Origin of the sequence: Streptomyces sp. Je 1-332, assembly GCF_040730185.1 — a bacterium.
Classification (GTDB): domain Bacteria; phylum Actinomycetota; class Actinomycetes; order Streptomycetales; family Streptomycetaceae; genus Streptomyces.
This window is the reverse complement of record NZ_CP160402.1, coordinates 1755539-1777908: the sequence shown is the minus strand read 5'-3', so window position 1 is coordinate 1777908 and position 22370 is coordinate 1755539. Positions and strand designations below refer to the sequence as shown.

The 22370-nt window shown below is 70.9% G+C and carries 26 protein-coding genes; 14 read left to right on the top strand and 12 right to left on the bottom strand.

Features of this window, described 5'->3' with window-relative positions:
• Positions 1-4: 4 nt before the first annotated feature.
• Positions 5-748: a nucleopolyhedrovirus P10 family protein gene (locus ABXJ52_RS08305; protein WP_367040533.1), complete on the bottom strand. Its 744-nt coding sequence runs from the start codon at positions 746-748 to the stop codon at positions 5-7.
• Positions 749-841: 93 nt separating this feature from the next.
• On the opposite strand from ABXJ52_RS08305, the gene ABXJ52_RS08300 reads away from it, so the two are divergent.
• The 5 genes from ABXJ52_RS08300 to amaP are packed head-to-tail and all read left to right on the top strand — an operon-like array spanning position 842 to position 3187.
• Positions 842-1345, top strand: a complete 504-nt coding sequence (locus ABXJ52_RS08300; RefSeq protein WP_367040532.1) for an Asp23/Gls24 family envelope stress response protein — start codon at positions 842-844, stop codon at positions 1343-1345.
• A gap of 27 nt (positions 1346-1372) precedes the next feature.
• Entirely contained in the window at positions 1373-1561 is a 189-nt protein-coding gene (locus ABXJ52_RS08295) for a hypothetical protein (protein ID WP_367040530.1), read from the top strand.
• A 3-nt stretch (positions 1562-1564) separates the two neighbouring features.
• Positions 1565-1909 carry a hypothetical protein gene (locus tag ABXJ52_RS08290; RefSeq protein WP_367040529.1) on the top strand — a complete coding sequence of 115 codons (345 nt, stop codon included), beginning with the start codon at positions 1565-1567 and terminating at the stop codon, positions 1907-1909.
• Positions 1906-2601 (top strand): DUF6286 domain-containing protein, encoded by a 696-nt coding sequence (locus tag ABXJ52_RS08285; protein WP_367040527.1) that lies wholly within the window; start codon positions 1906-1908, stop codon positions 2599-2601. The genes ABXJ52_RS08290 and ABXJ52_RS08285 overlap by 4 nt, the downstream gene beginning before the upstream one ends.
• A gap of 7 nt (positions 2602-2608) precedes the next feature.
• Positions 2609-3187: an alkaline shock response membrane anchor protein AmaP gene (gene amaP, locus ABXJ52_RS08280; protein WP_367040525.1), complete on the top strand. Its 579-nt coding sequence runs from the start codon at positions 2609-2611 to the stop codon at positions 3185-3187.
• A 30-nt stretch (positions 3188-3217) separates the two neighbouring features.
• Here the strand turns inward: amaP and ABXJ52_RS08275 are convergent, their stop codons facing one another.
• The 5 genes from ABXJ52_RS08275 to ABXJ52_RS08255 all read right to left on the bottom strand — a co-directional run bounded on the left by ABXJ52_RS08275 (position 3218) and on the right by ABXJ52_RS08255 (position 6937).
• Positions 3218-3973, bottom strand: a complete 756-nt coding sequence (locus ABXJ52_RS08275; RefSeq protein WP_367040523.1) for an SDR family oxidoreductase — start codon at positions 3971-3973, stop codon at positions 3218-3220.
• A 42-nt stretch (positions 3974-4015) separates the two neighbouring features.
• Complete coding sequence (locus ABXJ52_RS08270; protein ID WP_367048902.1) at positions 4016-4810, bottom strand: SURF1 family protein; 795 nt, start codon at positions 4808-4810, stop codon at positions 4016-4018.
• A gap of 96 nt (positions 4811-4906) precedes the next feature.
• On the bottom strand, positions 4907-5140 hold the full coding sequence (locus ABXJ52_RS08265) for a hypothetical protein (RefSeq protein WP_363313022.1): 234 nt from the start codon (positions 5138-5140) through the stop codon (positions 4907-4909).
• Positions 5141-5229: 89 nt separating this feature from the next.
• On the bottom strand, positions 5230-6237 hold the full coding sequence (locus ABXJ52_RS08260) for a DEDDh family exonuclease (protein WP_367040521.1): 1008 nt from the start codon (positions 6235-6237) through the stop codon (positions 5230-5232).
• 31 nt (positions 6238-6268) lie between these two features.
• Entirely contained in the window at positions 6269-6937 is a 669-nt protein-coding gene (locus ABXJ52_RS08255) for a TetR/AcrR family transcriptional regulator (protein ID WP_367040519.1), read from the bottom strand.
• A 71-nt stretch (positions 6938-7008) separates the two neighbouring features.
• Between ABXJ52_RS08255 and ABXJ52_RS08250 the strand changes: the two genes are divergently transcribed.
• From ABXJ52_RS08250 to ABXJ52_RS08225, 6 genes are all read left to right on the top strand, one after another.
• Positions 7009-7806: an acetoacetate decarboxylase family protein gene (locus ABXJ52_RS08250; RefSeq protein ID WP_367040517.1), complete on the top strand. Its 798-nt coding sequence runs from the start codon at positions 7009-7011 to the stop codon at positions 7804-7806.
• A gap of 1 nt (position 7807) precedes the next feature.
• The gene (locus tag ABXJ52_RS08245) at positions 7808-8692 is read left to right on the top strand and encodes an SDR family NAD(P)-dependent oxidoreductase (protein WP_367040515.1); all 885 of its coding nucleotides are present in this window, start codon (positions 7808-7810) and stop codon (positions 8690-8692) included.
• 10 nt (positions 8693-8702) lie between these two features.
• Positions 8703-9986 (top strand): amidohydrolase family protein, encoded by a 1284-nt coding sequence (locus ABXJ52_RS08240; protein ID WP_367040513.1) that lies wholly within the window; start codon positions 8703-8705, stop codon positions 9984-9986.
• Between the two features lie 11 nt (positions 9987-9997).
• On the top strand, positions 9998-11227 hold the full coding sequence (locus tag ABXJ52_RS08235) for an amidohydrolase family protein (RefSeq protein ID WP_367048900.1): 1230 nt from the start codon (positions 9998-10000) through the stop codon (positions 11225-11227).
• A gap of 186 nt (positions 11228-11413) precedes the next feature.
• Positions 11414-12328, top strand: a complete 915-nt coding sequence (locus ABXJ52_RS08230; protein WP_367040511.1) for a sterol desaturase family protein — start codon at positions 11414-11416, stop codon at positions 12326-12328.
• On the top strand, positions 12325-13029 hold the full coding sequence (locus ABXJ52_RS08225) for a lysoplasmalogenase (RefSeq protein ID WP_367040509.1): 705 nt from the start codon (positions 12325-12327) through the stop codon (positions 13027-13029). The genes ABXJ52_RS08230 and ABXJ52_RS08225 overlap by 4 nt, the downstream gene beginning before the upstream one ends.
• Here the strand turns inward: ABXJ52_RS08225 and ABXJ52_RS08220 are convergent.
• From ABXJ52_RS08220 to ABXJ52_RS08205, 4 genes are all read right to left on the bottom strand, one after another.
• The gene (locus ABXJ52_RS08220; RefSeq protein WP_367040507.1) at positions 12959-14014 is read right to left on the bottom strand and encodes a CopD family protein; all 1056 of its coding nucleotides are present in this window, start codon (positions 14012-14014) and stop codon (positions 12959-12961) included. The genes ABXJ52_RS08225 and ABXJ52_RS08220 overlap by 71 nt on opposite strands.
• Before the next feature lie 82 nt (positions 14015-14096).
• Complete coding sequence (locus tag ABXJ52_RS08215) at positions 14097-14666, bottom strand: hypothetical protein (RefSeq protein WP_367040505.1); 570 nt, start codon at positions 14664-14666, stop codon at positions 14097-14099.
• 69 nt (positions 14667-14735) lie between these two features.
• On the bottom strand, positions 14736-16322 hold the full coding sequence (locus ABXJ52_RS08210) for a S8 family serine peptidase (protein ID WP_367040504.1): 1587 nt from the start codon (positions 16320-16322) through the stop codon (positions 14736-14738).
• 14 nt (positions 16323-16336) lie between these two features.
• A complete protein-coding gene (locus ABXJ52_RS08205) occupies positions 16337-17869 on the bottom strand; it encodes a S8 family serine peptidase (protein ID WP_367040503.1) in 1533 nt (510 codons plus the stop codon).
• A 328-nt stretch (positions 17870-18197) separates the two neighbouring features.
• On the opposite strand from ABXJ52_RS08205, the gene ABXJ52_RS08200 reads away from it, so the two are divergent.
• The 3 genes from ABXJ52_RS08200 to moaA all read left to right on the top strand — a co-directional run bounded on the left by ABXJ52_RS08200 (position 18198) and on the right by moaA (position 21393).
• On the top strand, positions 18198-18566 hold the full coding sequence (locus ABXJ52_RS08200) for a DUF485 domain-containing protein (RefSeq protein WP_367040501.1): 369 nt from the start codon (positions 18198-18200) through the stop codon (positions 18564-18566).
• A complete protein-coding gene (locus ABXJ52_RS08195) occupies positions 18563-20197 on the top strand; it encodes a cation acetate symporter (RefSeq protein WP_367040500.1) in 1635 nt (544 codons plus the stop codon). Before ABXJ52_RS08200 ends, ABXJ52_RS08195 begins: the two co-directional genes overlap by 4 nt.
• 179 nt (positions 20198-20376) lie before the next feature.
• Positions 20377-21393 (top strand): GTP 3',8-cyclase MoaA, encoded by a 1017-nt coding sequence (gene moaA / locus ABXJ52_RS08190; protein WP_367040498.1) that lies wholly within the window; start codon positions 20377-20379, stop codon positions 21391-21393.
• Between the two features lie 20 nt (positions 21394-21413).
• On the opposite strand, the gene ABXJ52_RS08185 is transcribed toward moaA, so the two are convergent.
• Together ABXJ52_RS08185 and ABXJ52_RS08180 are read right to left on the bottom strand one after the other, a co-directional pair.
• Complete coding sequence (locus ABXJ52_RS08185; RefSeq protein WP_367040496.1) at positions 21414-21629, bottom strand: hypothetical protein; 216 nt, start codon at positions 21627-21629, stop codon at positions 21414-21416.
• 189 nt (positions 21630-21818) lie between these two features.
• The gene (locus tag ABXJ52_RS08180) at positions 21819-22208 is read right to left on the bottom strand and encodes a DUF3099 domain-containing protein (RefSeq protein ID WP_367040495.1); all 390 of its coding nucleotides are present in this window, start codon (positions 22206-22208) and stop codon (positions 21819-21821) included.
• Positions 22209-22370: the final 162 nt, after the last annotated feature.

The following is a 22370-nucleotide window of genomic DNA, read 5'->3' as shown; positions in this document are numbered from 1 at the left end:
GCCGTCACTCCACCCCGGTGACCAGGACGGCCACCGAAGGGTGGTCCCGCAGCACGTCGCCGACCGCCGCGCGGACCGCGAGCGCCACGTCCAGGGCGCGGTGTTCGCGGTCCGTCGCCAGCTCCACGCGCGCGTGGCGACGCGGCAGGGAGGCGTCCGCCGCTCGATCGCTCACGGCCTCGTCGAGGTGAACGGCGCGGCCGAAACCGCCGAGGGCGCCGGTCAGCCGCCGGACGCCCGGCACGTCGAGGGCCGCGCTCGCCACGCGGGCCTCGTCCCCGTCGCCGGGCGCCGCCTGCGCAGCGTCCGGCGGCGTCGCTCCGTCCGCCGGTACGGCCGCGGGGGCCTGCCCCGCCTCCAGGAGCGTCGTCACGCTGAGGTCCACGTCCTCGACGACCAGGCCGAGCCGCTCCCCGGCCGCCGCGAACAGGGCGGTCCGCAGCCGGGCCGCCGCCGCGGGCAACGGCTCGGTCGGTTCGGCCGCGAAGTCCGCGGTGATCCGCAGCGGCCCCGGCGGCAGCGCGCTCGGCGGCGCGGGCACCGAAGAGACGTACTCCCGCGAAGGATCGGCGAGCGTTACCCGCAGACCGCCGAGGCGTACGCCGCTCACCCGCTGCGCCGCATGGCGCAGCACCCCGTCCGCGCACGCCTCGGTCAGCCAGGAGCCGTCGCCCGGTCCGCCGAGGGGGAGAACGCGCCCCAGGCCGAGCTGCCGCCGTACCGCATCGGTCCATCCGTCACCGGTCATTGCCCCAGCCTGCCGCATCCCTGGCGCGCGAGGACGTAACCGCACTTAGTGTGGACGAAGGAGTAGATCCCCGTTCGAAAGGGACACACGGCGATGAGTGACATCGGACAGCGGAACCGGCCGGGGGAGACCCTTGAGAAGGGGGCTTCGGACGAGACGGCGGGGAAGGGCGGCACGACCAGGAAGGGCGGCGGTGACCCCGCCTCCCGTGGGCGTACCACCATCGCGGACGGCGTGGTCGAGAAGATCGCCGGGCTCGCGGCCCGCGATGTGGACGGCGTGCACGCGATGGGCGGCGGCCTCTCCAGGACCTTCGGGGCCGTACGTGACCGGGTGCCCGGCGGTTCGGGCTCCAAGTCCGTGTCGCGCGGAGTGAAGGCCGAGGTCGGTGAGGTGCAGACGGCACTCGACCTGGAGATCGTCGTCGAGTACGGCGTCCCGATCGCCGACGTCGCGCGCGATGTGCGGGAGAACGTCATCGGGGCGGTCGAGCGCATGACCGGGCTCGAGGTCGTCGAGGTCAACATCGCCGTGAGCGATGTGAAGCTCCCGGACGACGACGAGGACGACGACGAGCCGCAAGGCCGCCTTCAGTGACATCCGTGTCTTGCTAAGGAGCGCACGATGAGCATGGCCGTGATCGGCATGATTGCCGGAATGGCCCTCGGCTTCGCCGGATACTTCGGCGGGTTCGGGGCGTTTGTGCTGGTGGCGGCCCTGGGCGCCATAGGGTTTGTCGCCGGCCGGTTCCTCGAGGGGGACCTGGAGCCCGGCGACTTCTTCCGTACCCGTGGCGACGACCGGCGGCGGTGAGCCGTGGCGGCACAGGTCGCGCCCGGGGAGCGCGGCGCGACCCTGATCGCCGACCGGGTCGTCGCGAAGATCGCCGCGCGGGCGGCACGCGAGGCGCTGACGGAGCTGCCCGCGGACTGCTCGCCACCGCACGCGACCGTCCACGTGCGCCATGACGTGGCCCGCGTCCGGGTCAGCGTCGAGCTGGACTACCCCTCGGACATCGGCGGGCAGTGCGGCGCCGTGCGTCGCCAAGTCGCCCAGCGGGTAGAGGCGTTGGCGGGGATGGAAGTTCCCGAGGTCGCGGTCCAGGTCGAGCGGCTGCACTCGGCACACGTGCGCGCCGCGGCGCGGGGGAGGACGCGATGAGCGAGGCTCAGGGGTCGCACAGGGCGGGCGCCGCGGGCGCGGGTGGCGGCACGCAGCCGCTGCCCGTCGTCGAACGCGCCGAGAGCGAACTCGACCAGTCGGCCTCCGCGGCGTCCTACGACCCGCGGCCCACGCTGGCCGACGAGACCAAGGCGTCCCGCTTCTGGTCACCGCGCCGCGTGCCCGCCGCCCTCCTCGCGCTGCTGCTCCTCGGTGGCGCGGGGCTCTTTCTGTACGACGTCGCCGCGGTGCGGGCCGGCCACTCCGCGATGGGATGGCGGCGCGGCCTCGCCCGTGAACTCGGCGAACGGCCCCTGGACGACACGGCCGTCCTCGTCGGCGCCGGGGTGGTCGCGGCCCTCGGCCTTTGGTTGATCGTGCTCGCCGCGACACCCGGGCTGCGGGCGGTGCTCGCCATGCGGCGCGAGGACGCGGACGTACGGGCGGGGCTGCACAGGAGCGCCGCCGCGATGGTGCTGCGGGACCGGGCGATGGACGTGTCCGGCGTGCAGTCGGTGCGGGTCCGCATGAAGCGCTCCAAGGTGGACGTCCACGCGGTCTCCCACTTCCGTGAACTCGACGACGTACGAAACGACTTGGACGCCACGCTGGCCGACGGCATCAGGGACCTGGGCCTCGCCCGCGGCCCCGCGCTCTCCGTCCGGGTGGCACGGCCTGGCAGGAAGGGCTGAGCGCGCGATGCTGAAGACGGTCAACCGTGTGGTGCTCGGCCTGATCGGCCTGGTGCTGGTTCTCGGGGGCGGCTCGGTCCTCGCGGTCGGGCTCGGGGCGCCGCCACCGTCGTGGTGGGTCCACGACGGCAAGCGTGACGTCCTGCTGAGCGACGCGGACCGGTCGCGGTGGCGGGACGAGGGCTGGTTCTGGCCCACGGTGATCGCCGTACTCGCGGTGCTCCTGCTGCTCGCCCTGTGGTGGCTGGTGGCGCAGCTGCGGCGGCGGAGGCTGGCCGAGGTGCTCGTGGAGACCGGCGACGGGGAGGGCGCGCTGCTGCGGGGGCGCGCCCTGGAGAGCGTCCTCGTGGGGGAGGCGGAGTCCCTGGAGGGCGTGCAGCGGGCCGGGGTCATGCTGACGGGGCGCCGCAACGCTCCCGAGGCCCGGGTGTCCCTGCACCTGGAGCCCGACGCGACGCCCGGTGAGGCGCTGCACCAGCTCTCCGCGGAGGCGCTGGCGCACGCGAGGGACTCGGCGGGCCTCGCCCGGCTGCCCGCGGTGGTGCAGCTGCGGGCGGTCAAGCACCGGGCCGGGCGGGTGAGTTGACGGGCCGCATGTGCCGGGCCCTGCGGCCGGTCAGAAGCCGCGCCGCACCCCGCCGTCCACCGGCAGCATGACGCCCGTCAGGTACGAGGCGGCGGGCGAGAGGAAGAACGCCGCCGTACGCCCGAACTCCTCCGGGGTCCCGTAACGCCGCAGCGGGATCCTGGATTCGTGGCCGGCCCGCGTCGCCTCCGGGTCCGCGGAGAGCGCGTCGAGCTCACGCACCCGGTCGGTGTCGATACGGGACGGGAGCAGCCCCACGACGCGGATGCCCCGGGGGCCGAGCTCGTCGGAGAGCGACTTGGCGAAGCCCGCGAGTCCGGGCCGCAGTCCGTTGGAGATGGTGAGCCCCGGGATCGGCTCGTGCACGGAGGCGGAGAGCACGAAGCCGATGACGCCCCCCTCGCCGAGCTCCGTCGCCGCGGAACGGGCGAGCCGCACCGCTCCGAGGAACACCGACTCGAAGGCCGACTCCCACTGCTCGTCCGTGTTGTCGGCGGCGAAACCGGGGGCCGGACCACCGACGCTGATCAGCACACCGTCGAAGCGACCGAAGTGCTCGCGCGCGGCGGCGATCAGCCGCCCGGCGACGGCCGGATCGGCGTTGTCGGCGGCGAGCCCGCGGGCGTTGGCGCCGAGCTCGGTCGCCGCCTCGGTGACCGTCTTCTCGTCCCGGCCGCTGATCAGTACCTTCGCGCCGTCCGCGACCAGCGCACGCGCGGCGGCGTTGCCCAGGCCGCGGGTGGCACCGGTGATGACGTAGACGCGGTCCTTCAGTCCAAGATCCATGGCTCTATCCTGCCGCGTCGAGGCCACGGAACGCGAGGCTCGCTATACGGCGGCCGGCGTCGACTCCGTGGCGGGCGCCGTCTGAGCGGCAGCGGCCCTGCGGTCCCGCACCTCCCTGCGCACCAGGATCACCCAGCCGATGGGCACGCCGGTGCAGAACAGCCACCACTGGACGGCGTACGCCATGTGCGGGCCGATGTCGCCGTGCTCGGGCTCGCCGATCAGCTGCGGGGAGTCGCCGGCGGGCTCCGGGGCGGTCAGCTCGACGTAGCCGCCGAGCACTTCCTTGCCGAGGCTGTGCGCCTGCTGACCGCTGCTGATCAGCATGATCTGACGGTCAGGCAGCCCCTGGACGTCCTTGATGCCGCTCTGCGCGGACGTCTCGTCGGCCATCAGACGGCCGGTGACGGTGATCTCGCCCTTGGGCGCTGCCGGGACCTTCGGGAACACGGTCTGCGGTCCGTTCGCCGGGATCCAGCCCCGGTTGACGAGCAGGACCTTGCCGTCGTCGAGGACGAACGGGGTCAGGACATGGAAGCCGATCTCCTCGTCGGAGTTCGTGCGGCGCCGCACGACGACCTCGTCCTTCGTGTCGAACGTCCCCTTCGCGCTCACCCGGCGGTAGCGCTCGGCGTCCTTGACGGAGTGGCCGGGCGAGGTCAGTGTCTCGGCCGGCACCGGCTCGGCGTCCAGCGCCCTGGAGATCTCCGCGTTCTGCGCGACGCGGTGCTCGTGGCGGTGCAACTGCCAGAAGCCCAGCTCGATCATCGTGGGGATGAGAACGAGGGCGATGAGGGTGAGGATCACCCACTGCCGGGACAACAGGAAGCGGTACACCCCACGACGGTACAACTCGGTCGTGGGGTGCACGGGGGTGGGGTACTCCGGAACGGAGCAGGGGAGGGCCGCCGGGACCCTGGGGGAGGGCTCGGGTCACACCCTGTCGACGATGCCCACCTGCCCCTCCGCCCGCGAGCAGTGCGCACCGCAGTACCACCGTCCGTCGGCCTCCACGCCCTGGCCGATGATCCGGCACCGGCAGTGCTCACAGATGGGCGCCATACGGTGGATGGCGCAGGAGAAGCAGTCGAAGACGTGCACTGCCCCTTGGGCATGCACCTCGAAGGACATGCCGTAGTCGTTTCCGCAGACCTCGCAACGTGCCATGCGCCACAGGGTGGGACGCCGGGCGCCCGCATGCGAGCAAGCAGGCGGGAGCCGGTCCGACAATCACCCGTCTGCCGCTCGCGGGCGGCTCAGCCCTCCGCCGCCGGAGCGACGTCCTGCAGGAGCTGGCCGAACGCGGCCTCGTCGATGACGGGCGTACCGAAGGACCGCGCCTTCACGGTCTTGGAGGTGCCCGAGTCCGGGTCGTTCGTGACGAGCAGGCTGGTCAGACGCGACACGCTCGTGGCGATGTGCAGCCCGGCCTCGACCGCGCGGTCCTCAAGGAGGTCGCGTTCGATGGACGTGTCGCCGGAGAACGCGACACGCATGCCCTGTTGGAGCGGTTTGCCCGGTTCGTACCGACCCGGGTTGGGGAACGGGCACGCGGGCCGCTTGCGCGAGGGACGCCAACTCGCGGGGCCGTACGAGGAGTACGAGGAGGCGGCCGAGCCCGGTCCGGCCGGCTGGCGGGCGATGCGGGGCGCGCCGTCGGACCACTCGGTGAGCGGACGGCACTCCAGGAGCGGCAGCCGCACCCCGCCGCCGGCCGCGGCCTTGATGCTGGGGCGGAAGGCCTCGGCGAGCACGCGCGCGTCGTCGAGCGCGTTGTGCGCGTTGCGCTGCTCGACCCCGAAGTGCGCGGCGAGCGACTCCAGCTTGTGGTTGGGCAGCGGGAGCCGCAGCTCCTTGGAGAGGGCGATGGTGCACAGGCGCTGGCGCACGGGGGCGGTGAGTTCCGCGCGTGCGTATTCCCGGGCGATCATCGACCAGTCGAAGACGGCGTTGTGCGCGACCAGGACGCGGTCGGCCAGGCGCGCGGCGAACTCCTCGGCGATGTCCCTGAAGAGGGGCGCGCCGGCGAGCAGCTCACTGGTGAGGCCGTGGATCCAGACGGGACCGGGGTCGCGCTGGGGGTTGACCAGTGTGTACCAGTGGTCCTCCACCTCGCCCTGGGCGTCCACGCGGTAGACGGCAGCCGACACTATGCGGTCGTCGCGGGCGAGACCGGTGGTCTCGACGTCGACGACCGCGTACCCCGTTGGGTACGCGGCCGGCCAAGAGGCTGCGGACGCTGCGGTCGTCTGGTCTTCGAGCATGGTCCATGAGGATACGGGCCACGACTGACAGTCAGGTCCCTGGGCTGTTCCCCCGGCCGAGGAGTCCGGACACCAGTGCCTTGACCGACAGGGTGAACAGCGCCTCGGGGTCGGCGGGTCGGGCGAGCGCGCGGGCGAGCGCCGGGTCCTGTTCGGCCGTCTGCGCGCTCCACAGTTCCTCCTCGCCGGGGTGCTGTGCGGGGGCACGTTCGCGGTTGCGCTCCACCAGGAGGTGGCCGACGACGTGGACCTGGACGGCGCGTACGGCGTCGGCGGCGCGGGCGCCGCGCAGTCCCGCCGCGTGCACTTCGTGGACGAGGACCTGCTGAGCGGGCAGGAACATCCGCTCGGTGAGGCCGCGTTCGTGCACCATCGCGATGAGGTGCGGGTGGTCGCGCAGCTGCCGGCGCAGGGCGCGCGCGACGGAGACGATGCGCCCGTCGGGGGTGCGGCCGGTGGGCCGGATCGCGCCGAGGTCGGCGAGGGTGCGCTCCACGAGGGCGTCAAGAAGCGACTCGCGGTTGCCGACGTGCCAGTAGATCGAGGTGACGGCGGCGCCGAGCTCGGCGGCGAGCCCGCGCATCGTCAGGGCCTGCGGGCCGTGCCGCTTGACGAGCGCCGCGGCGGCGGCGAGGACCTGTTCCCGGTCGAGATGGCCGCGTTCCCGCTCCGGATGCGTACGCGTCTCTTCACTCTTCACGCCTCCTGTTGTAACTGTGTTACAGAACCGCCCGCAAGACCTCTTGTAGTCCTGACGAAGGGTGGTACGACATGGCACGCGTACGTTATGGAGCGCGTACGGAGGCGGAGATCGCCGCGGCGCGCGGTGCGAGTTCGAAGCTGCCCGACATCTGGTCCACGGGTGTGGTGGCCCTCTGGGAGAGCGACCCGGACGCGGTGGCTGCCGTTCTGCCGCCCCCGCTGAAGCCCACGCACCGGCCGCTGGTGCGCGCCAACATCAGCAAGGTCGACCTGCCCGGATATCCGCTCGGGGCGGGCTCGGTCGCCGTCGCCGCCGAGCACGACGGGGTGGAGGGCTGGTATCCGCTCGTCATGCCGATGACCCACGAACGGGCCCTGATCGGCGGGCGTGAGGTCTTCGGGGAGCCGAAGAAGCTGGGCGAGGTCGAGGTGGAGCGCGACGGCCTGGTCATCCGTGCCTCGCTGGCCCGGCACGGCATCGCCTTCGTGGAGGTGCGGGGCGCGGTCAGCGGCGCACTGCCGCTTCCCGAGCCGGTCCAGAAGACGGACTTCTACTTCAAGTTCCTGCCCGCGGTGGACGGTTCGGGCTTCGACGCCGACCCGGTGCTCGTGCACTGCGTACGCAACGAGAAGGTCCGCAAGCTGGAGGGCATCACCGGGGACGTCGTGCTGCGCGAGTCGATGTACGACCCGGTGGCGGACCTGCCCGTGCGCACGGTCGTCGAGATCACCATCGGCGAGAAGACCACGGACCAGAGGGGCCGGGTGGCCGAGCGTGTCAGCGCGCAGGCACTGCTGCCCTACATCCACCAGCGCTACGACGACCCGCAGCAGATCCTCGACGGCCCGCCCGAGGGGAGCGTCTGAGATGGAGCTGCGGCAAGGACAGGTCGCCGTCGTCACGGGCGCCGCGAGCGGCATCGGCCTCGCCATGGCGCGGCGGTTCGCGGCGGACGGCCTGAAGGTGGTCCTCGCGGATGTCGAGGAGGGCGCCCTGGAGAAGGCGGCGGCCGGGCTGCGCGAGGACGGGGCGAGCGTGCACGCGCGCGTGGTCGACGTCGGCTCCCGCGAAGAGGTCTTCGCGCTCGCCGAAGCGGCGTACGAGAAGTTCGGCGCCGTGCATGTGCTGTGCAACAACGCGGGCGTCGGCTCGGGCGCCGAGGGCCGCATGTGGGAGCACGAGCCGAACGACTGGAAGTGGGCCTTCGAGGTCAACGTGTGGGGCGTCTTCCACGGCATCCAGGCCTTCGTGCCCCGGATGCTCGCGGGCGGCGAGCCCGGCCATGTCGTCAACACCTCCTCCGGTGACGGCGGCATCGCACCGCTGCCGACGGCGTCCGTGTACGCGGTCACCAAGGCGGCCGTCGTGACGATGACCGAGTCGCTGTACGCGCATCTGAAGGCGGAGCACGCGCGCGTGGGCGCCTCCGTGCTCTTCCCGGGGCCGCACATGCTGCGCACGGGGCTGTGGGAGTCGCACCGCAACCGCCCCGACCGGTACGCCAAGTCCCGCCCCCGCAGGACCCCTTACCGCTCTCTCGACCAGTGGGAGTCCGCCATGAAGGACGCGGGCAAGGAGGTCGCGTTCACGCCCGTCGAGCAGGTCGCGGACTTCGTGGCGGAGGGGATCGCGGCCGACCGCTTCTGGCTGCTCCCGCAGAGCGAGCACAGCGACCGGCAGATCAAGGCGAGGTCGCGGTCGATGCTCGACCGCGCGAACCCGGCGTATCTGGAGAGCTTCATTCTGGACTGAAGGGCACGTGATGACCGACCAGGACCCCTACCTGATCATCTCCTCCGACTGCCACGCCGGGCTTCCCACCGAGGAGTACCGGCCCTACCTCGACAGCCGCTTCCACCGGGACTTCGATCAGTTCCTGGGGGAGCGCGACGCCCGCCGCGCGGAGGCGACGCGGCTCGGCATCCGCAACGACGCGTTCGCCGCCAAGTGGTTCCAGGACAACGAGGAGGGCCTGCGCGGCGGCTGGGAGACCGCACAGCGCCTCAAGGAGCTCGACGGCGACGGGGTGGCCGCCGAGGTCGTCTTCCCCGACGCGGACGCCGTGGACAGTCAGACGGCCGCGCCCTTCGGGGTGGGCCTCGGGCTCTCCGGGGACCAGGACCCGGAGCTCGGCATGGCGGGCGCGCAGGCACACAACCGCTGGCTCGCCGACTTCGTGTCCGAGCACCCCGAACGGCACTGCGGGGTCGCCCTGTTGCCCATCACCGGGGAGGTCGACCGGGTCGTCGCCGAGGTCCACCGGGCCAAGGAGTCCGGGCTCGGCGCGCTGATGATCCCCTCCATGTGGGTCGACAAGGCGCCCTACCACGACCGGCGTTACGACCCCGTGTGGGCGGCGGCGGCCGAGTGCGCGATGCCCGTGGTGACCCACTCCGGGGCGGCGCCCCGCCACGAGTACGGCGATCACCTGGGGATCTACGTCTCCGAAGTGACCTGGTGGCCCGCCCGGCCGCTGTGGTTCATGCTCTGGTCGGGCGTCTTCGAGCGTCATCCGGGGCTGAAGTTCGGTGTCGCGGAGTCCGGCTGCTGGTGGCTGCCGAACCTCCTGTGGTTCATGGACCGCCTCTACCTGGGCGCGCACGGCGGCAAGAAGCTCTCCCCGTTCGCGGAGCTGCGGCGGCCCCCGCACGAGTACCTGGACCGGCAGATCTTCATCTGCGCGACCAACACCAAGCGCCGCGAGCTCGCCCAGCGTTACGAGATAGGCGTCGACAACATCCTCTGGGGCAGCGACTTCCCGCACCCCGAGGGGACCTGGCCCGACACGTGCGCGTGGCTGAGGAAAACCTTCCACGACATCCCGGTGAGCGAGACCCGCCGGATGCTCGGTCTCGCGGCCGCCGAGGTCTTCGGCTTCGACACGGAGAAGCTGGCGCCGCTGGCCCGCAGGATCGGCCCGACGCCCGCCGAACTCGGCCAGCAGCCCGACCAGTCGGCCGTCGAGGCCTCCTGGGCGCGCTCGCGCGAGGTGGGGCGCCACTGGCTGACCGACCACGACTTCCCGGTGATGGGGGCGGACACATGAGCCGGCAGCACATGACCGAAGAGCGCTACACCGTCATCTCGGCCGACTGCCACGCGGGCGCCGATCTCCTCGACTACCGCCCCTACCTGGAGTCACGCCACCACGACGCGTTCGACGCGTGGGCGGCCACCTACGTCAACCCGTACGAGGACCTGCTCGCCGACACCGCGGACCGCAACTGGAACTCGGACCGCCGCCTCAGGGAGCTGGAGCAGGACGGCATCGTCGCCGAGGTCGTCTTCCCGAACACCATCCCGCCGTTCTTCCCGAGCGCTTCCCTGATGGCGCCGGCGCCCACCCGTGAGGAGTTCGAGCAGCGATGGGCGGGCCTGCGGGCCCACAACCGCTGGCTCGCCGACTTCTGCGCCGCGGCCCCGGGGCGCAGGGCGGGCGCCTTCCAGATCCTCCTCAACGACGTGGACGCGGCCGTCAAGGAGATCCACTGGGCGGCCGACGCGGGCCTGAACGGCGGTCTGCTGCTGCCCGGCACACCGCCGGGCAGCGGGCTCGCGGAGCTCTACTCCTCGACGTACGACCCGATCTGGGCGGCCTGCGCCGAGCGCGGTATGCCGGTCAACCACCATGCCGGATCGGCTTCCCCGCCACTCGGTGACGAGCCGGCCGCGCGGGCCGTCTTCATGGTGGAGACGACGTGGTTCTCGCACCGGGCGCTGTGGCACCTGGTGTTCGGCGGCGCCTTCCGCCGCCACCCGGAGCTGCGGCTCGTGCTCACCGAGCAGGGCTCGGGGTGGATCCCGGGCGTGCTCGACATGCTGGACTACTACCACGGGCGGCTGGTCGCCGCCGCCTCGAAGGCGGAGACCGCCGAGGCGAAGTTCGGTGCGGGCCTGGCCGATTCGATGGGCAAGGGCCCCTCCGAGGTCTGGCGCGACAACTGCTTCGTCGGCGCGAGCTTCATGCGGCCGCACGAGGCGCGGATGAGGGACAGGATCGGCCTCGACAAGATCATGTGGGGCAGCGACTACCCGCACGACGAGGGCACCCATCCCTTCTCGCGCGAGGGTCTGCGCATCGCCTACGCGGGTCTCCCCAAGGACGAGATAGCCGCCATGGTCGGCGGTAACGCGGCCCGTGTGTACGGCTTCGACCTGGAGCGGCTCGGGGAGATCGCGGCGCGCGTGGGCCCGACGGTCCAGGAGCTGGACGAACCCCTCAAGGAGACGCCGGCCGGCGCGACGAGCCCGGTGTTCGCCCCGGGAGGGTCCGTACGCGTCTGGTGACGGCGTGCCCCTGCCGAAACCGCTCACCCGGGGAGACCTCCCCGGGTGAGCGATCAGGTGCGGGGCGGTCGGTGTCTGAGCGTCCGCTTTTGGCGGAGATTGCCAACATCCGCTGTCGTACCCCTGGTAATACTTGTCGGTAACTACGTCTAGCGGCGGCCGTCCAGAGGCCTCTACGGTGCACGCATGCCGCCGAACCTGCCCGATGTCGTGCTGTGGTCCATACCTGCCTTCGTGCTGCTCACGGTCGTGGAGATCGTGAGCCACCGGATCCATCCGGACGAGGACGAAGCCGGGTACGAGACGAAGGATGCCGCCACCTCCGTCACCATGGGGCTCGGCAGCCTCGTCTTCGACCTCCTGTGGAAGATCCCCATAGTCGCGATCTACTCGGCGGTGTACGCGCTGACGCCGCTGCAGATCCCCGTCCTGTGGTGGACGATCCCGCTGATGCTGCTCGCGCAGGACTTCTTCTACTACTGGTCGCACCGCGGACACCACGTCATCCGCATCCTGTGGGCCTGCCACGTCGTGCACCACTCCAGCCGCAAGTTCAACCTCACGACGGCGCTGCGCCAGCCCTGGACGAGCCTGACCGTCTGGCCGTTCTACGTCCCGCTGATCGCTCTGGGCGTGCATCCGGCGGCGCTCGCGTTCTGCTCGTCGGCGAACCTCGTCTACCAGTTCTGGATCCACACCGAACGCATCGGGAAGCTGCCGCGGCCCTTCGAGTTCGTCTTCAACACGCCCTCCCACCACCGCGTGCACCACGCGTCGCAGGGCGGCTACCTCGACCGCAACTTCGGCGGCATCCTGATCATCTGGGACCGCGTGTTCGGCTCGTGGGTCGCGGAGACGGACCGTCCCGTCTACGGCCTCACGAAGAACATCGCCACGTACAACCCGCTGCGGGTGGCCACGCACGAGTACGCGGCGATAGCCAAGGACCTCAAGACGGCGACGAGTTGGCGCGAGCGCGGCGGAAGGCTGTTCCGCGGTCCTGGCTGGCAGCCGCAGGCGCCTGTGGCACCGCAGCCGGCACCGCAGCCGGCGACGGTGACAGAGCCGGTTACGGAGCCGGTTACGGAGAGCGCGGCGTGACGGTTGGGGACGGGCGCCCCGCGGCCAAGCTCCTCCTGGCCGCATTCGCCCTGGCGGCCACAGGCGACCTGGCGGCACTGCTGGCGAGCTCGGACGCGGCGCACACGGTCTTCAAGCCGTTGCTCATGCCGCTCCTGACGGCGTACGTACTCACGGTCAAAGGCCCGCGCCTACTGATCGCCGCGCTCCTCTTCGGCTGGGGAGGTGACGTCCTGCTGCTGGCGGACGCCGATGCCGCGTTCCTCGCCGGGATGGGCTCCTTCGCGGCGGGCCACATCTGCTACCTCGCCCTCTTCAAGCGTCACGGCACGCCACGCGCGCGTGGCGCCTGGCTGGTGGCCGCATACGCCACCGCCCTCATCGCCACGGTCGCCCTCCTGTGGCCGGACCTCCCCGCGGACATGCGGGGCCCGGTGGCGGGCTACAGCCTCCTGCTCACCGCGATGGCCTTCGGCGCCACGAGGCTCGGCCTCACCGCGGCGGCGGGCGGCGCGCTGTTCCTCCTGTCGGACACCCTCATCGCGACCGGCGTCGCCGAGTGGCCGCAGGCCCCGCGCCCCGACTTCTGGATCATGCTCACCTACATCGCCGCACAGTTCCTGCTCGTCAGCGGTGTACTGGCGGCTCGGCTCACCAGCGAATCGGCAGCGGCAACGCGGTCAGCAGAGCCGACACCGCCACCACGACCCCTAGCGCGATGACCTCCCAGCGCGCGGGGGAGTACGCCGAAGCCGGGCCGGCGGGCCTGCGCAGCCGCAGGCGCGCGAGCAGCGCGAGGACGGCCACGGCCGCCACGAGGAGCACCTTGGCGAGCAGCGTGCGTCCGTAGGCCGTCTCCGTGAGCTGATCGAGGACCGTGCCCGGCGGCATCCGCCGCAGGGTGCTGCACACCCCCGTCACGGTGATCGCGGCGAACAGGACAGCCGCCACGCGCGCGTAGAGCCCCAGAAGCGCCGCGCCCGCCTCCGGGGCGAACGTCCGCCACAGCCGCAGCATCCGGAGGACCTGCAGCAGGCCGCCCGCCCACAGCACCCCGCACGTCAGATGCACCAGGGTCAGACCGGTGCCGACGAGCGGGGTGTCCTCCACCGGAGGGTGGGCCCGCAGCGCCTCCGCGACGATCACCGCGGCCAGCGGAAGCGCGGCGGTGGAGGGGCGGCGCGAGCGTGAGCAGAGCAGCGCCACGATGAAGGCGTTGACCTCCAGGAGCGCCAGCCTGCCGTCCCGCGACGCGTAGAGCCCGCCGAGGTCCATGTCGGAGAGCGCCCGGGGCACCAGATTGCCGGTGGCCACGACCGAGGCGAGGCCGAGCGAGGCGACGACACCCGCCACCGCCGCGTACGTGGACCAGCTCCGCGGCTCGCGCTCCAGCGGCGCTCCCGGCACCCTGCGGGCCAGACGGATCGCGTACACCTCGCCCAACTGCACGCACAGCGCGGCGAACAGAGCCGTCCGCAGGAAGGTGATCCCGGCCGTGCCGGGCGCCTTGGCCTCCCCGGTGCCGCTCAGCGCCGCCGAAGGGCCGAGCAGCGGCACGAGCGCGGCGACGGCCACCAGGAGGAGGAGGGCGACGGCACGGGCCGTGGAGGGGCGGCGCGGGGCGCGATGCGAGGCGCGGGGCGCGGCGGCGACCGCCTCCGCCGAGGCCTCGCCTCCGGGGTCGGCGGACGGTTGTATGGAGCTCACCACATGATCTTCACCAGGTGCACCGTTAAGGGGCAAGTCCTGGCAAACAACTGGCGGAACCGCGTTCCGCCCCACAGGCCACTTACCCCACCGTGTCCTTGCCGGCCTCGCTCTGCGTGGCCGCCGACCACCACAGCCTGATCGACACCCGCGGCTCCGACGGCCGCAGCTCCCACCCCTGGGCCGTCGCGGTCTCGACCACGTAGTGGCCGCCCACACCGTGGTAGACGCGCCACGGGATCTCACACTCGACGGGCCAGAGCCGCTTGTTCGGCTTCCGGGGGGCGGACGCCCGGGCCGTCCAGCGGCCGACGACCTTGTCGACCCGCGCGCGGTGGTACGCCGTGTCTCCCTCGTGGCGCAGCTCCGGCCAGGTCACGCACCAGCCCGGCAGCCGGAGGCGTCCCAGCATGCGGTCCGACAGGGCGACCAGCTTCCGCCCGCCCGAGTCGCTGACCGAACCGACGATGTCCGCGAGGAGCAGGCACACGATGAACCCCGCTACCTTCACCACCGCGAGAGCGCACCACACCGGTATGTACGCGATCATGCCCACGAAGCCGAGCACCAGCAGCCCTCGGGGCCGGACGGGCGCCGCCACCCAGTGCTCCGTGTCGGCTTGGACGAACTGGGAGTCCTTGTACTCATACATGGAACGAGATCCTCTCGCGAAGGGCCGGGCGGTCCGCGACCGCCCGGCCCGACACCCTCTGCGGGAGGGCTACTTCCGCACGGCGTCCAAGGCGTCGATCATGCCCACGCCGTAGAAGCCGTTCTTGTTCTTGCCGCCAGCGCACACCGCGTCGACCTTGCCGTCGCCGTCGATGTCGTACGGATCGGTGCACTTCATGGCGTCGGCCTCGCCGTGGAGCAGCGCCTTCACCTTCGACGAAGACGCGTACGGGTGGGCCGACTTGATGAGCGCGGCCACGCCCGCGGCGTGCGGTGACGCCATCGACGTACCCGCCTTGTAGCCGAACTTGCCCCCGGGCAGCGTCGACAGGATACGGCCGTCCGTGGCCGGCGCGTCCGGTGCCTGGAACTTCGTCGAGTCGCCACCGGGCGCCGCGATGTCGATGACGCCCTTGCCGTAGTTCGAGTACGAGGCCTTGACGCCCTTCGCGCCCGTGGCCGAGACGGTCACCACACCCGGAAGCTGCGACGGAAGGTCGAGGCAGTCCGCGGTCTTGATGACCCGCTCCGTGGGCGTCGTGTCGTCCGGGCTCGAGTCGTCGACGATCTCGTCCTGCGCCAGGTCGGTCTCGGCGTTTCCGGCCGCCGCGACGTTCACCGCACCCTTGCGCTCCGCGTACCGCGTGGCCCGCCCGACGGCGTCGACCAAGGCCTTCTGGTCGGCGTCCGTCTTGCAGTTGAACAGCCACGGGTCGGTGTAGTAGCTGGAGTTGGTGACGTCGACCCCGTGCTCGGCCGCCCACATGAAGCCGCAGACCACGGCCTCGGTGTAGTACATGCCGGTCGCGGGCTCGGCCACCTTCAGGCTCGCCACCTTCACGCCCGGAGCGACACCGGTGACGCCGGTGCCGTTCTTCGCGGCGGCGATGGTACCCGCCACGTGCATGCCGTGGTCGCTCTCCCCGCTCACCGGACGCCACGCGCTGTCCTTCTGCACGGGCACGCCGCCCAGACAGCTCGCTGACGCCTTCGCGTCGAAGTTCGGCGCGATGTCCGGGTGCGTGTCGTCCACGCCGGAGTCCAGGACGCCGACGGTGACCCTGGAGCTGCCGAGGGACTCCTTGTGAGCCTTGTCCGCCTTGATGGCGGGCAGGTCCCACTGGAGCGGCTCCAGCTCGTCCTGGCCGGCGCCCGCCCGTCCGGCGGCCTGCTTCGCCTCGGCGGCGGTCAGGGGCCGGTCGGCCTCAAGGGCGTCGTCGGACTGCGCGGACAGCGGAGCCGTACGGGTGGCTCCCGCCGACGCGACGCCCTTCACCCCGCGGATCTTCTTGGCGAAGTCCGCGTTCGACGCGTGGACGACGATCACGCCGATCCTGTCGTACGCGATGACGACCTTGCCGCCCGCCTTGGAGATGGCCCTCTTCACGTACGCCGACGTCTTGGCGGACGGTGAACCGCCATGCCCGGAGCTGACGTTGACGACGTAGCTCATCGACGTGCCGTCGCTGAGCGAGGCGCCGACGGCGGACACGACGGACGACACAGGGCCGCCCGGCTGAGACGCGGCATCGGGCTGGGCCGACGCCGTGCCCGGCAGGAAGGCGACGGCCGAGGCCACCGCCACGCCGAGCGGGAGTGCGAGCACGCGTCGGGAGCGTGTGAACGGTGCGGTCATGCTGCGTGTGCCCCTCACTTCTTCACGGCGTCGAGCGCGTCGACGATCCCGCTGCCGTAGAAGCCGTTCTTGTTCTTGGAGCCCTCGCAGACAGCGTCGACCTTGCCGTCACCGTCCGGGTCGTACGGCTCCGTCGGGCAGCCCGGGTTGTCGGCCTGCTTCTTGAGCAGCCGCTGGAGCTCGGCGGGGCTCGCCTTGGGGTGCGTCGACTTCAGGAGCGCGGCCACGCCCGACGCGTGCGGCGACGCCATCGAGGTGCCCTGCAGCCAGCCGTACTGGTTGCCCGGCATCGTGGAGAGGATGCGGCCGTTCTTCGACGGGGTGTCGGCCGGGATCTGGCGTGCGTCGCCGCCCGGGGCAGCGACGTCGATGACGCCCTTGCCGTACGTCGAGTAGTACGACTTGAGGTTCTGCACGCCCGTCGCGCTGACCGTGACGACACCCGGCAGCTGCGTCGGGAGGTCGAAGCACTCGGAGGGGTCGATGGTGCGCGGCACCGGCGTCGAGTCGTCCGGGCTCGAGTCGTCCAGGATCTCGTCGGCGGCGAGGTCGTGGTTGGAGTTGCCTGCGGAGGCGAGGTTCAGGGTGCCCTTCTTCTGGGCGTACAGCTGGGCGCGGTTGACCGCGTCGACGATGGCCCGCTGGTCCGGGTCGTCCATGCAGTTGTAGAGCCACGGGTCCACGTAGTAGCTGTTGTTCGTGATCTCGATGCCCTTGTCGGCGGCGAACACGAACGCGCAGACGACGCTTTCCGGGTAGAACAGCTCACTGACCGGGTCGGCCACCTTGATGCCCGCGACCTTCACACCGGGGGCGACACCCGCGACACCCACGTTGTTGCGGGCGGCGGCTATCTCGCCCGCCACGTGCGTGCCGTGGTAGTGCTCCGGCTTCTCCGGGCGCCAGGCGCCGGGAGAGGTGTCCGCCTTGCCGCCGACACAGCTCGCCGACTGGGAGGCCGAGAAGGTGGGCGCGAGGTCCGGGTGGGTGTCGTCGACTCCGGTGTCGATGACGCCGACGGTGACCTTCTTGCTGCCCGGGTTGATCTTCGCCGCCTTGTCGGCGCCTATCGCGCGCAGATCCCACTGGTCCGCTTCGAGGGGCTCGGTGCCCGCAACTGCTTTCGCCTTCAGCGACTTGGCCTCGGACTTCGACAGGAGGGTCGGTGCGCCCTCCTCCGTGGTGCCCGCGGCCGTCAGGGGCGAGGTACGGGTCGCGCCCGCGGACTTGACCCCCTTCACCTTGCGCAGCTGCTTGCCGAAGTCGGGGTTGGCCGAGTGCACGACGATGACGCCGATCTTCGGGTACGTGACGACGACGGTGCCGTCCGCCCTGGCGATCGCCTTCTTGACGTACGCGATCGTCTTGGAGTCCGTGCGGGTGTTGACGACGTACGCGAGCTTCGGGGCCTCGGCCTTCGCCGACGCGGTGGCGGGTGCGTCGGGGGCCGCGGTCGCGACGCCGGGAGCGAAACCGACCGACGCCGCGAGCGCGATGCCGAGGGGCACGGTGAGGGCGATGCGACGTCTGGAACGCAGATGAGCCATGGGATCTCCACATCATCCGGATACGTGAACTGCCCGAACACATCTAGTGATCGGGCAGGTACATGACGGGGTGTGCAGGGTGAAGCTATCCCCCGAACTCCCAGGCCAGCAATGGATTCCGGAAGAAAACGACGCGTAACCCCGCGCCGGGCGCGCCGCCGAGACGTTGAACAGGTAACGGAAGCAACATCGACCCCTGTCGGATCACGTCCCATGGCCTTAGCATCGCCATCCGTGGCTCACGTGATCCGCGTCACTGCCGGATCAGAGAGAGCCAATGGATCAGCTGTCCGTCCCCACCGCACCCGCACCACGAGGAGAAGACTCCGTGGCCCCCGATGCATCCCCACCGTCCAAGGACGGAGAAGCCCCCGCTCCGCACGCGCCGTCCACGGAAGAGTTCCTCCAGGAGCAAGCGAGCCCCGAGTTCGGTGAACTCCGCAAGGCGCACCGCTCCTTCGCCTTCCCGCTGACCATCGCCTTCATCGCCTGGTACCTCGTGTACGTCCTGCTCTCCAACTACGCGGGCGACTTCATGGGCACCAAGCTCTTCGGCAACATCAACGTCGCCCTTGTCCTCGGCCTCGGGCAGTTCCTGACCACGTTCCTCATCGCCTGGTGGTACTCCCGCCACGCGGCCACCAAGCTCGACCCCAGGGCCGACGCGATCAAGTCCCGTATGGAGGGCGGCGCATGAGCCCCGCGCTGAACACCACTGTCCTGGCCGCGGCCTCCGACGCCTCCGAGCACCGTGCGCTGATCATCAGCCTCTTCGCGGCCTTCGTCGTCGCGACCCTCTTCATCACCGTCTGGGCCGGACGCCAGACCAAGAGCGCCGCCGACTTCTACGCGGGCGGCCGCCAGTTCACCGGCTTCCAGAACGGCCTGGCGATCTCCGGCGACTACATGTCCGCCGCCTCCTTCCTCGGCATCGCGGGCGCCATCGCGCTCTTCGGGTACGACGGCTTCCTCTACTCCATCGGCTTCCTCGTCGCCTGGCTGGTGGCGCTGCTCCTGGTCGCCGAGCCGCTGCGCAACTCCGGCCGCTACACGATGGGCGACGTGCTGGCCTTCCGGATGCGCCAGCGTCCGGTGCGCACCGCCGCGGGCACCTCCACGATCGTCGTCTCGATCTTCTACCTGCTCGCGCAGATGGCGGGCGCGGGCGTCCTGGTCTCGCTGCTGCTCGGCATCACCAGCGACGCGGGCAAGATCCTGATCGTCGCCCTCGTCGGCGTCCTGATGATCGTCTACGTCACCATCGGCGGCATGAAGGGCACCACCTGGGTGCAGATGGTCAAGGCCGTGCTGCTCATCGCGGGCACCATCCTGATCACCTTCCTGATCCTGCTGAAGTTCAACTTCAACGTCTCCGACCTGCTCGGCACCGCCGCCTCCAACAGCGGCAAGGGTTCGGCCTTCCTGGAGCCCGGTCTCAAGTACGGCGTGAGCGGCACCTCGAAGCTGGACTTCCTCTCGCTCGGCATCGCCCTGGTGCTCGGCACCGCGGGACTGCCGCACATCCTGATCCGCTTCTACACGGTGCCGACGGCCAAGGCCGCGCGTAAGTCCGTGAACTGGGCGATCGGCATCATCGGCTCCTTCTACCTGATGACGATCGTCCTCGGCTTCGGCGCCGCCGCCCTGCTCAAGCCCGGCGACATCATCGCCTCGAACAAGGCGGGCAACACCGCGGCACCGCTCGCCGCCCTGGAGATCGGCGGCGGTGGCGACTCCACCGGCGGCGCGATCCTGCTCGCGGTGATCTCCGCGGTCGCCTTCGCCACGATCCTCGCGGTCGTCGCGGGCCTCACCCTGGCCTCGTCGTCCTCGTTCGCGCACGACATCTACGCGAACGTCATCCGCAAGGGCAAGGCCACCGAGAAGGAGGAGATGAAGGCCGCCCGCTGGTCGACCGTCTTCATCGGCATCGTCTCCATCGCCCTCGGCGCCCTGGCCCGTGACCTCAACGTGGCGGGCCTGGTCGCCCTCGCCTTCGCCGTCGCGGCCTCCGCGAACCTGCCGACGATCCTCTACAGCCTCTTCTGGAAGCGGTTCACCACGCAGGGCGCGCTCTGGTCCATCTACGGCGGACTGATCGCCGCGGTCGGCCTGGTGCTGTTCTCGCCGGTCGTCTCGGGCAAGCCCACCTCGATGTTCCCCGACGCGAACTTCGACTTCTTCCCGCTGGAGAACCCGGGCCTGATCTCCATCCCGCTGGGCTTCCTGCTCGGCTGGCTCGGCACGCTGCTGTCGAAGGAGGAGGCGGACAAGGGCAAGTACGCGGAGCTGGAGGTACGGTCCCTGACGGGAACCGGAGCCCACTGATCCTCCTCGGTTCCGCCTGAAACACGCAGGTCAGCGGCCGCGTCGTAGATCGTTGGTAGATCTCTACGACGCGGCCGTACCGCTCCTCGTGGGATCGGGCCCCCCTCACTGTCGGTCCCGTCACGTAGGCTCGTGTTATCTGGACCGAACGGCTGAACAGGATCAGGGAGGGGGCCCACGTGCTCATCGACACCTACGGCCGAGTGGCCACCGATCTGCGGGTTTCGCTGACCGACAAGTGCAATCTGCGGTGCACGTACTGCATGCCCGAAGAAGGCCTGCAGTGGCTGTCCAAGTCCGAGCTCCTCAGCGACGACGAGATCGTCCGCCTCATCCGGATCGCCGTGACGCAGCTCGGCATCACCGAGGTCCGCTTCACCGGTGGCGAGCCGCTCCTGCGCCCCGGCCTCGTCGGCATCGTCGAGCGCTGTGCCCAGCTGGAGCCGCGCCCCCGGATGTCCCTGACGACGAACGGCATCGGCCTCAAGCGCACCGCCGCCGCCCTCAAGGCCGCGGGCCTCGACCGGGTGAACGTCTCCCTGGACACGCTGCGCCCGGACGTCTTCAAGACCCTCACCCGCCGCGACCGCCACAAGGACGTCCTGGAGGGCCTGGAAGCGGCCCGTGACGCGGGCCTGACCCCGGTCAAGGTGAACACGGTCCTGATGCCGGGCCTGAACGACGACGAGGCCCCCGACCTCCTCGCCTGGGCCGTCGAGAACGACTACGAACTGCGGTTCATCGAGCAGATGCCCCTGGACGCCCAGCACGGCTGGAAGCGCGACGGCATGATCACCGCCGGTGACATCCTGCAGTCGCTGCGTACGCGCTTCGAGCTCACCGAGGAGGGTTCCGGCGAGCGCGGCTCCGCGCCGGCCGAGCGCTGGCTCGTGGACGGCGGCCCGCATCGCGTCGGCGTCATCGCCTCCGTCACCCGCCCGTTCTGCTCGGCCTGCGACCGCACCCGGCTCACGGCCGACGGCCAGGTCCGCACCTGCCTGTTCGCCACGGAGGAGACCGACCTGAGGGCGGCCCTGCGGGCCAATCGGGAGGACAGCGCCGACGACGCAGCCGGCTCGGACGAGGCGATCGCGCGCATATGGAAGCTCGCGATGTGGGGCAAGAAGGCGGGCTCGGGCCTCGACGACCCGACGTTCCTGCAGCCCGACCGCCCGATGTCGGCGATCGGCGGCTAGGGCGCGCGAGCTCTCGCGCGCTAGCTCTCCGGGGCTTCCCACTCGGCGAGCGGCACGACGTCCTTCAACATGCTGCGTACGCCCAGGAATTGAGAGAGGTGCTCGCGGTGTTCCGCACAGGCGAGCCACGTCTTGCGGCGCTCCGGGGTGTGGATCTTCGGGTTGTTCCACGCGAGCACCCACACCGCGGCGGCGCGGCAGCCCTTGGCGGAACAGATCGGTGTTTCGTCGCTCACGAGTAACGTCCAAGTGCGTTCAAAACAAGGCGACGCCGAGCAGCCACGGGGGGAGCTGCCCGGCGTCGGTCTGTCGCTCCGACGGGGGATGCGGAGCGCGTACGAAGTATGTCATGGGGGACCCGGTGCCTGGCACCGGAACTACATGATTGATCTGAGCTTTTCTTGAGCTTGGCGCAACGTCGACGGTCAGTTCTGGTGGCCGTACGGAGCGTTGGGCTCGCCCGTCTCGGGGCCCGCGCCCGCTTCCGGGACGGGTTCCGGGGACTCGGTACGCAGGGGCGGTGGCGCGAGCATCGGCCGGGACGGCGCCGGTACGAAGGTCGACGGCAGTGAAGGGGCGTTCTCCCGGCCCGCGTTGGCGATCACCACGGAGATGTACGGGAGGAGGATGCCGAGCACCAGGGCGACGAAGGCGACATGCCGCTCGACGTTCCACAGCACCGCCGCGGCAATGACCGAAAGAGTACGGATCGACATCGAGATCACGTACCGCCGCTGCCGGCCGCGCACGTCGTCCGCGAGTGACTGCCGGGCCCCTGTGATCCGGAAGACCTGGGCGCCGCTCTGCTTCCGCATCACATTCCACCGCCTGCTCACAAGAAGCCGGGCGCTCCCCGGCCCGGACCCGCTCCACGTTACGCCTGGGCTGCGCAGCCTTCGAGACCGGGGCGGGCCTCTTCTCGGTGTCCTGTCTGCGTCATGCCACGTATGGGGGTGCCCGACATGCGCCGTATGGAG

Coding starts and splice junctions, on each gene's coding strand:
- ABXJ52_RS08305 (WP_367040533.1), bottom strand. CDS start 748: ATGACCGGTGACGGATGGACCGATGCGGTACGGCGGCAGCTCGGCCTG.
- ABXJ52_RS08300 (WP_367040532.1), top strand. CDS start 842: ATGAGTGACATCGGACAGCGGAACCGGCCGGGGGAGACCCTTGAGAAG.
- ABXJ52_RS08295 (WP_367040530.1), top strand. CDS start 1,373: ATGAGCATGGCCGTGATCGGCATGATTGCCGGAATGGCCCTCGGCTTC.
- ABXJ52_RS08285 (WP_367040527.1), top strand. CDS start 1,906: ATGAGCGAGGCTCAGGGGTCGCACAGGGCGGGCGCCGCGGGCGCGGGT.
- amaP (WP_367040525.1), top strand. CDS start 2,609: ATGCTGAAGACGGTCAACCGTGTGGTGCTCGGCCTGATCGGCCTGGTG.
- ABXJ52_RS08275 (WP_367040523.1), bottom strand. CDS start 3,973: ATGGATCTTGGACTGAAGGACCGCGTCTACGTCATCACCGGTGCCACC.
- ABXJ52_RS08265 (WP_363313022.1), bottom strand. CDS start 5,140: ATGGCACGTTGCGAGGTCTGCGGAAACGACTACGGCATGTCCTTCGAG.
- ABXJ52_RS08260 (WP_367040521.1), bottom strand. CDS start 6,237: ATGCTCGAAGACCAGACGACCGCAGCGTCCGCAGCCTCTTGGCCGGCC.
- ABXJ52_RS08250 (WP_367040517.1), top strand. CDS start 7,009: ATGGCACGCGTACGTTATGGAGCGCGTACGGAGGCGGAGATCGCCGCG.
- ABXJ52_RS08245 (WP_367040515.1), top strand. CDS start 7,808: ATGGAGCTGCGGCAAGGACAGGTCGCCGTCGTCACGGGCGCCGCGAGC.
- ABXJ52_RS08240 (WP_367040513.1), top strand. CDS start 8,703: ATGACCGACCAGGACCCCTACCTGATCATCTCCTCCGACTGCCACGCC.
- ABXJ52_RS08235 (WP_367048900.1), top strand. CDS start 9,998: ATGACCGAAGAGCGCTACACCGTCATCTCGGCCGACTGCCACGCGGGC.
- ABXJ52_RS08230 (WP_367040511.1), top strand. CDS start 11,414: ATGCCGCCGAACCTGCCCGATGTCGTGCTGTGGTCCATACCTGCCTTC.
- ABXJ52_RS08215 (WP_367040505.1), bottom strand. CDS start 14,666: ATGTATGAGTACAAGGACTCCCAGTTCGTCCAAGCCGACACGGAGCAC.
- ABXJ52_RS08210 (WP_367040504.1), bottom strand. CDS start 16,322: ATGACCGCACCGTTCACACGCTCCCGACGCGTGCTCGCACTCCCGCTC.
- ABXJ52_RS08205 (WP_367040503.1), bottom strand. CDS start 17,869: ATGGCTCATCTGCGTTCCAGACGTCGCATCGCCCTCACCGTGCCCCTC.
- ABXJ52_RS08195 (WP_367040500.1), top strand. CDS start 18,563: ATGAGCCCCGCGCTGAACACCACTGTCCTGGCCGCGGCCTCCGACGCC.
- ABXJ52_RS08180 (WP_367040495.1), bottom strand. CDS start 22,208: ATGCGGAAGCAGAGCGGCGCCCAGGTCTTCCGGATCACAGGGGCCCGG.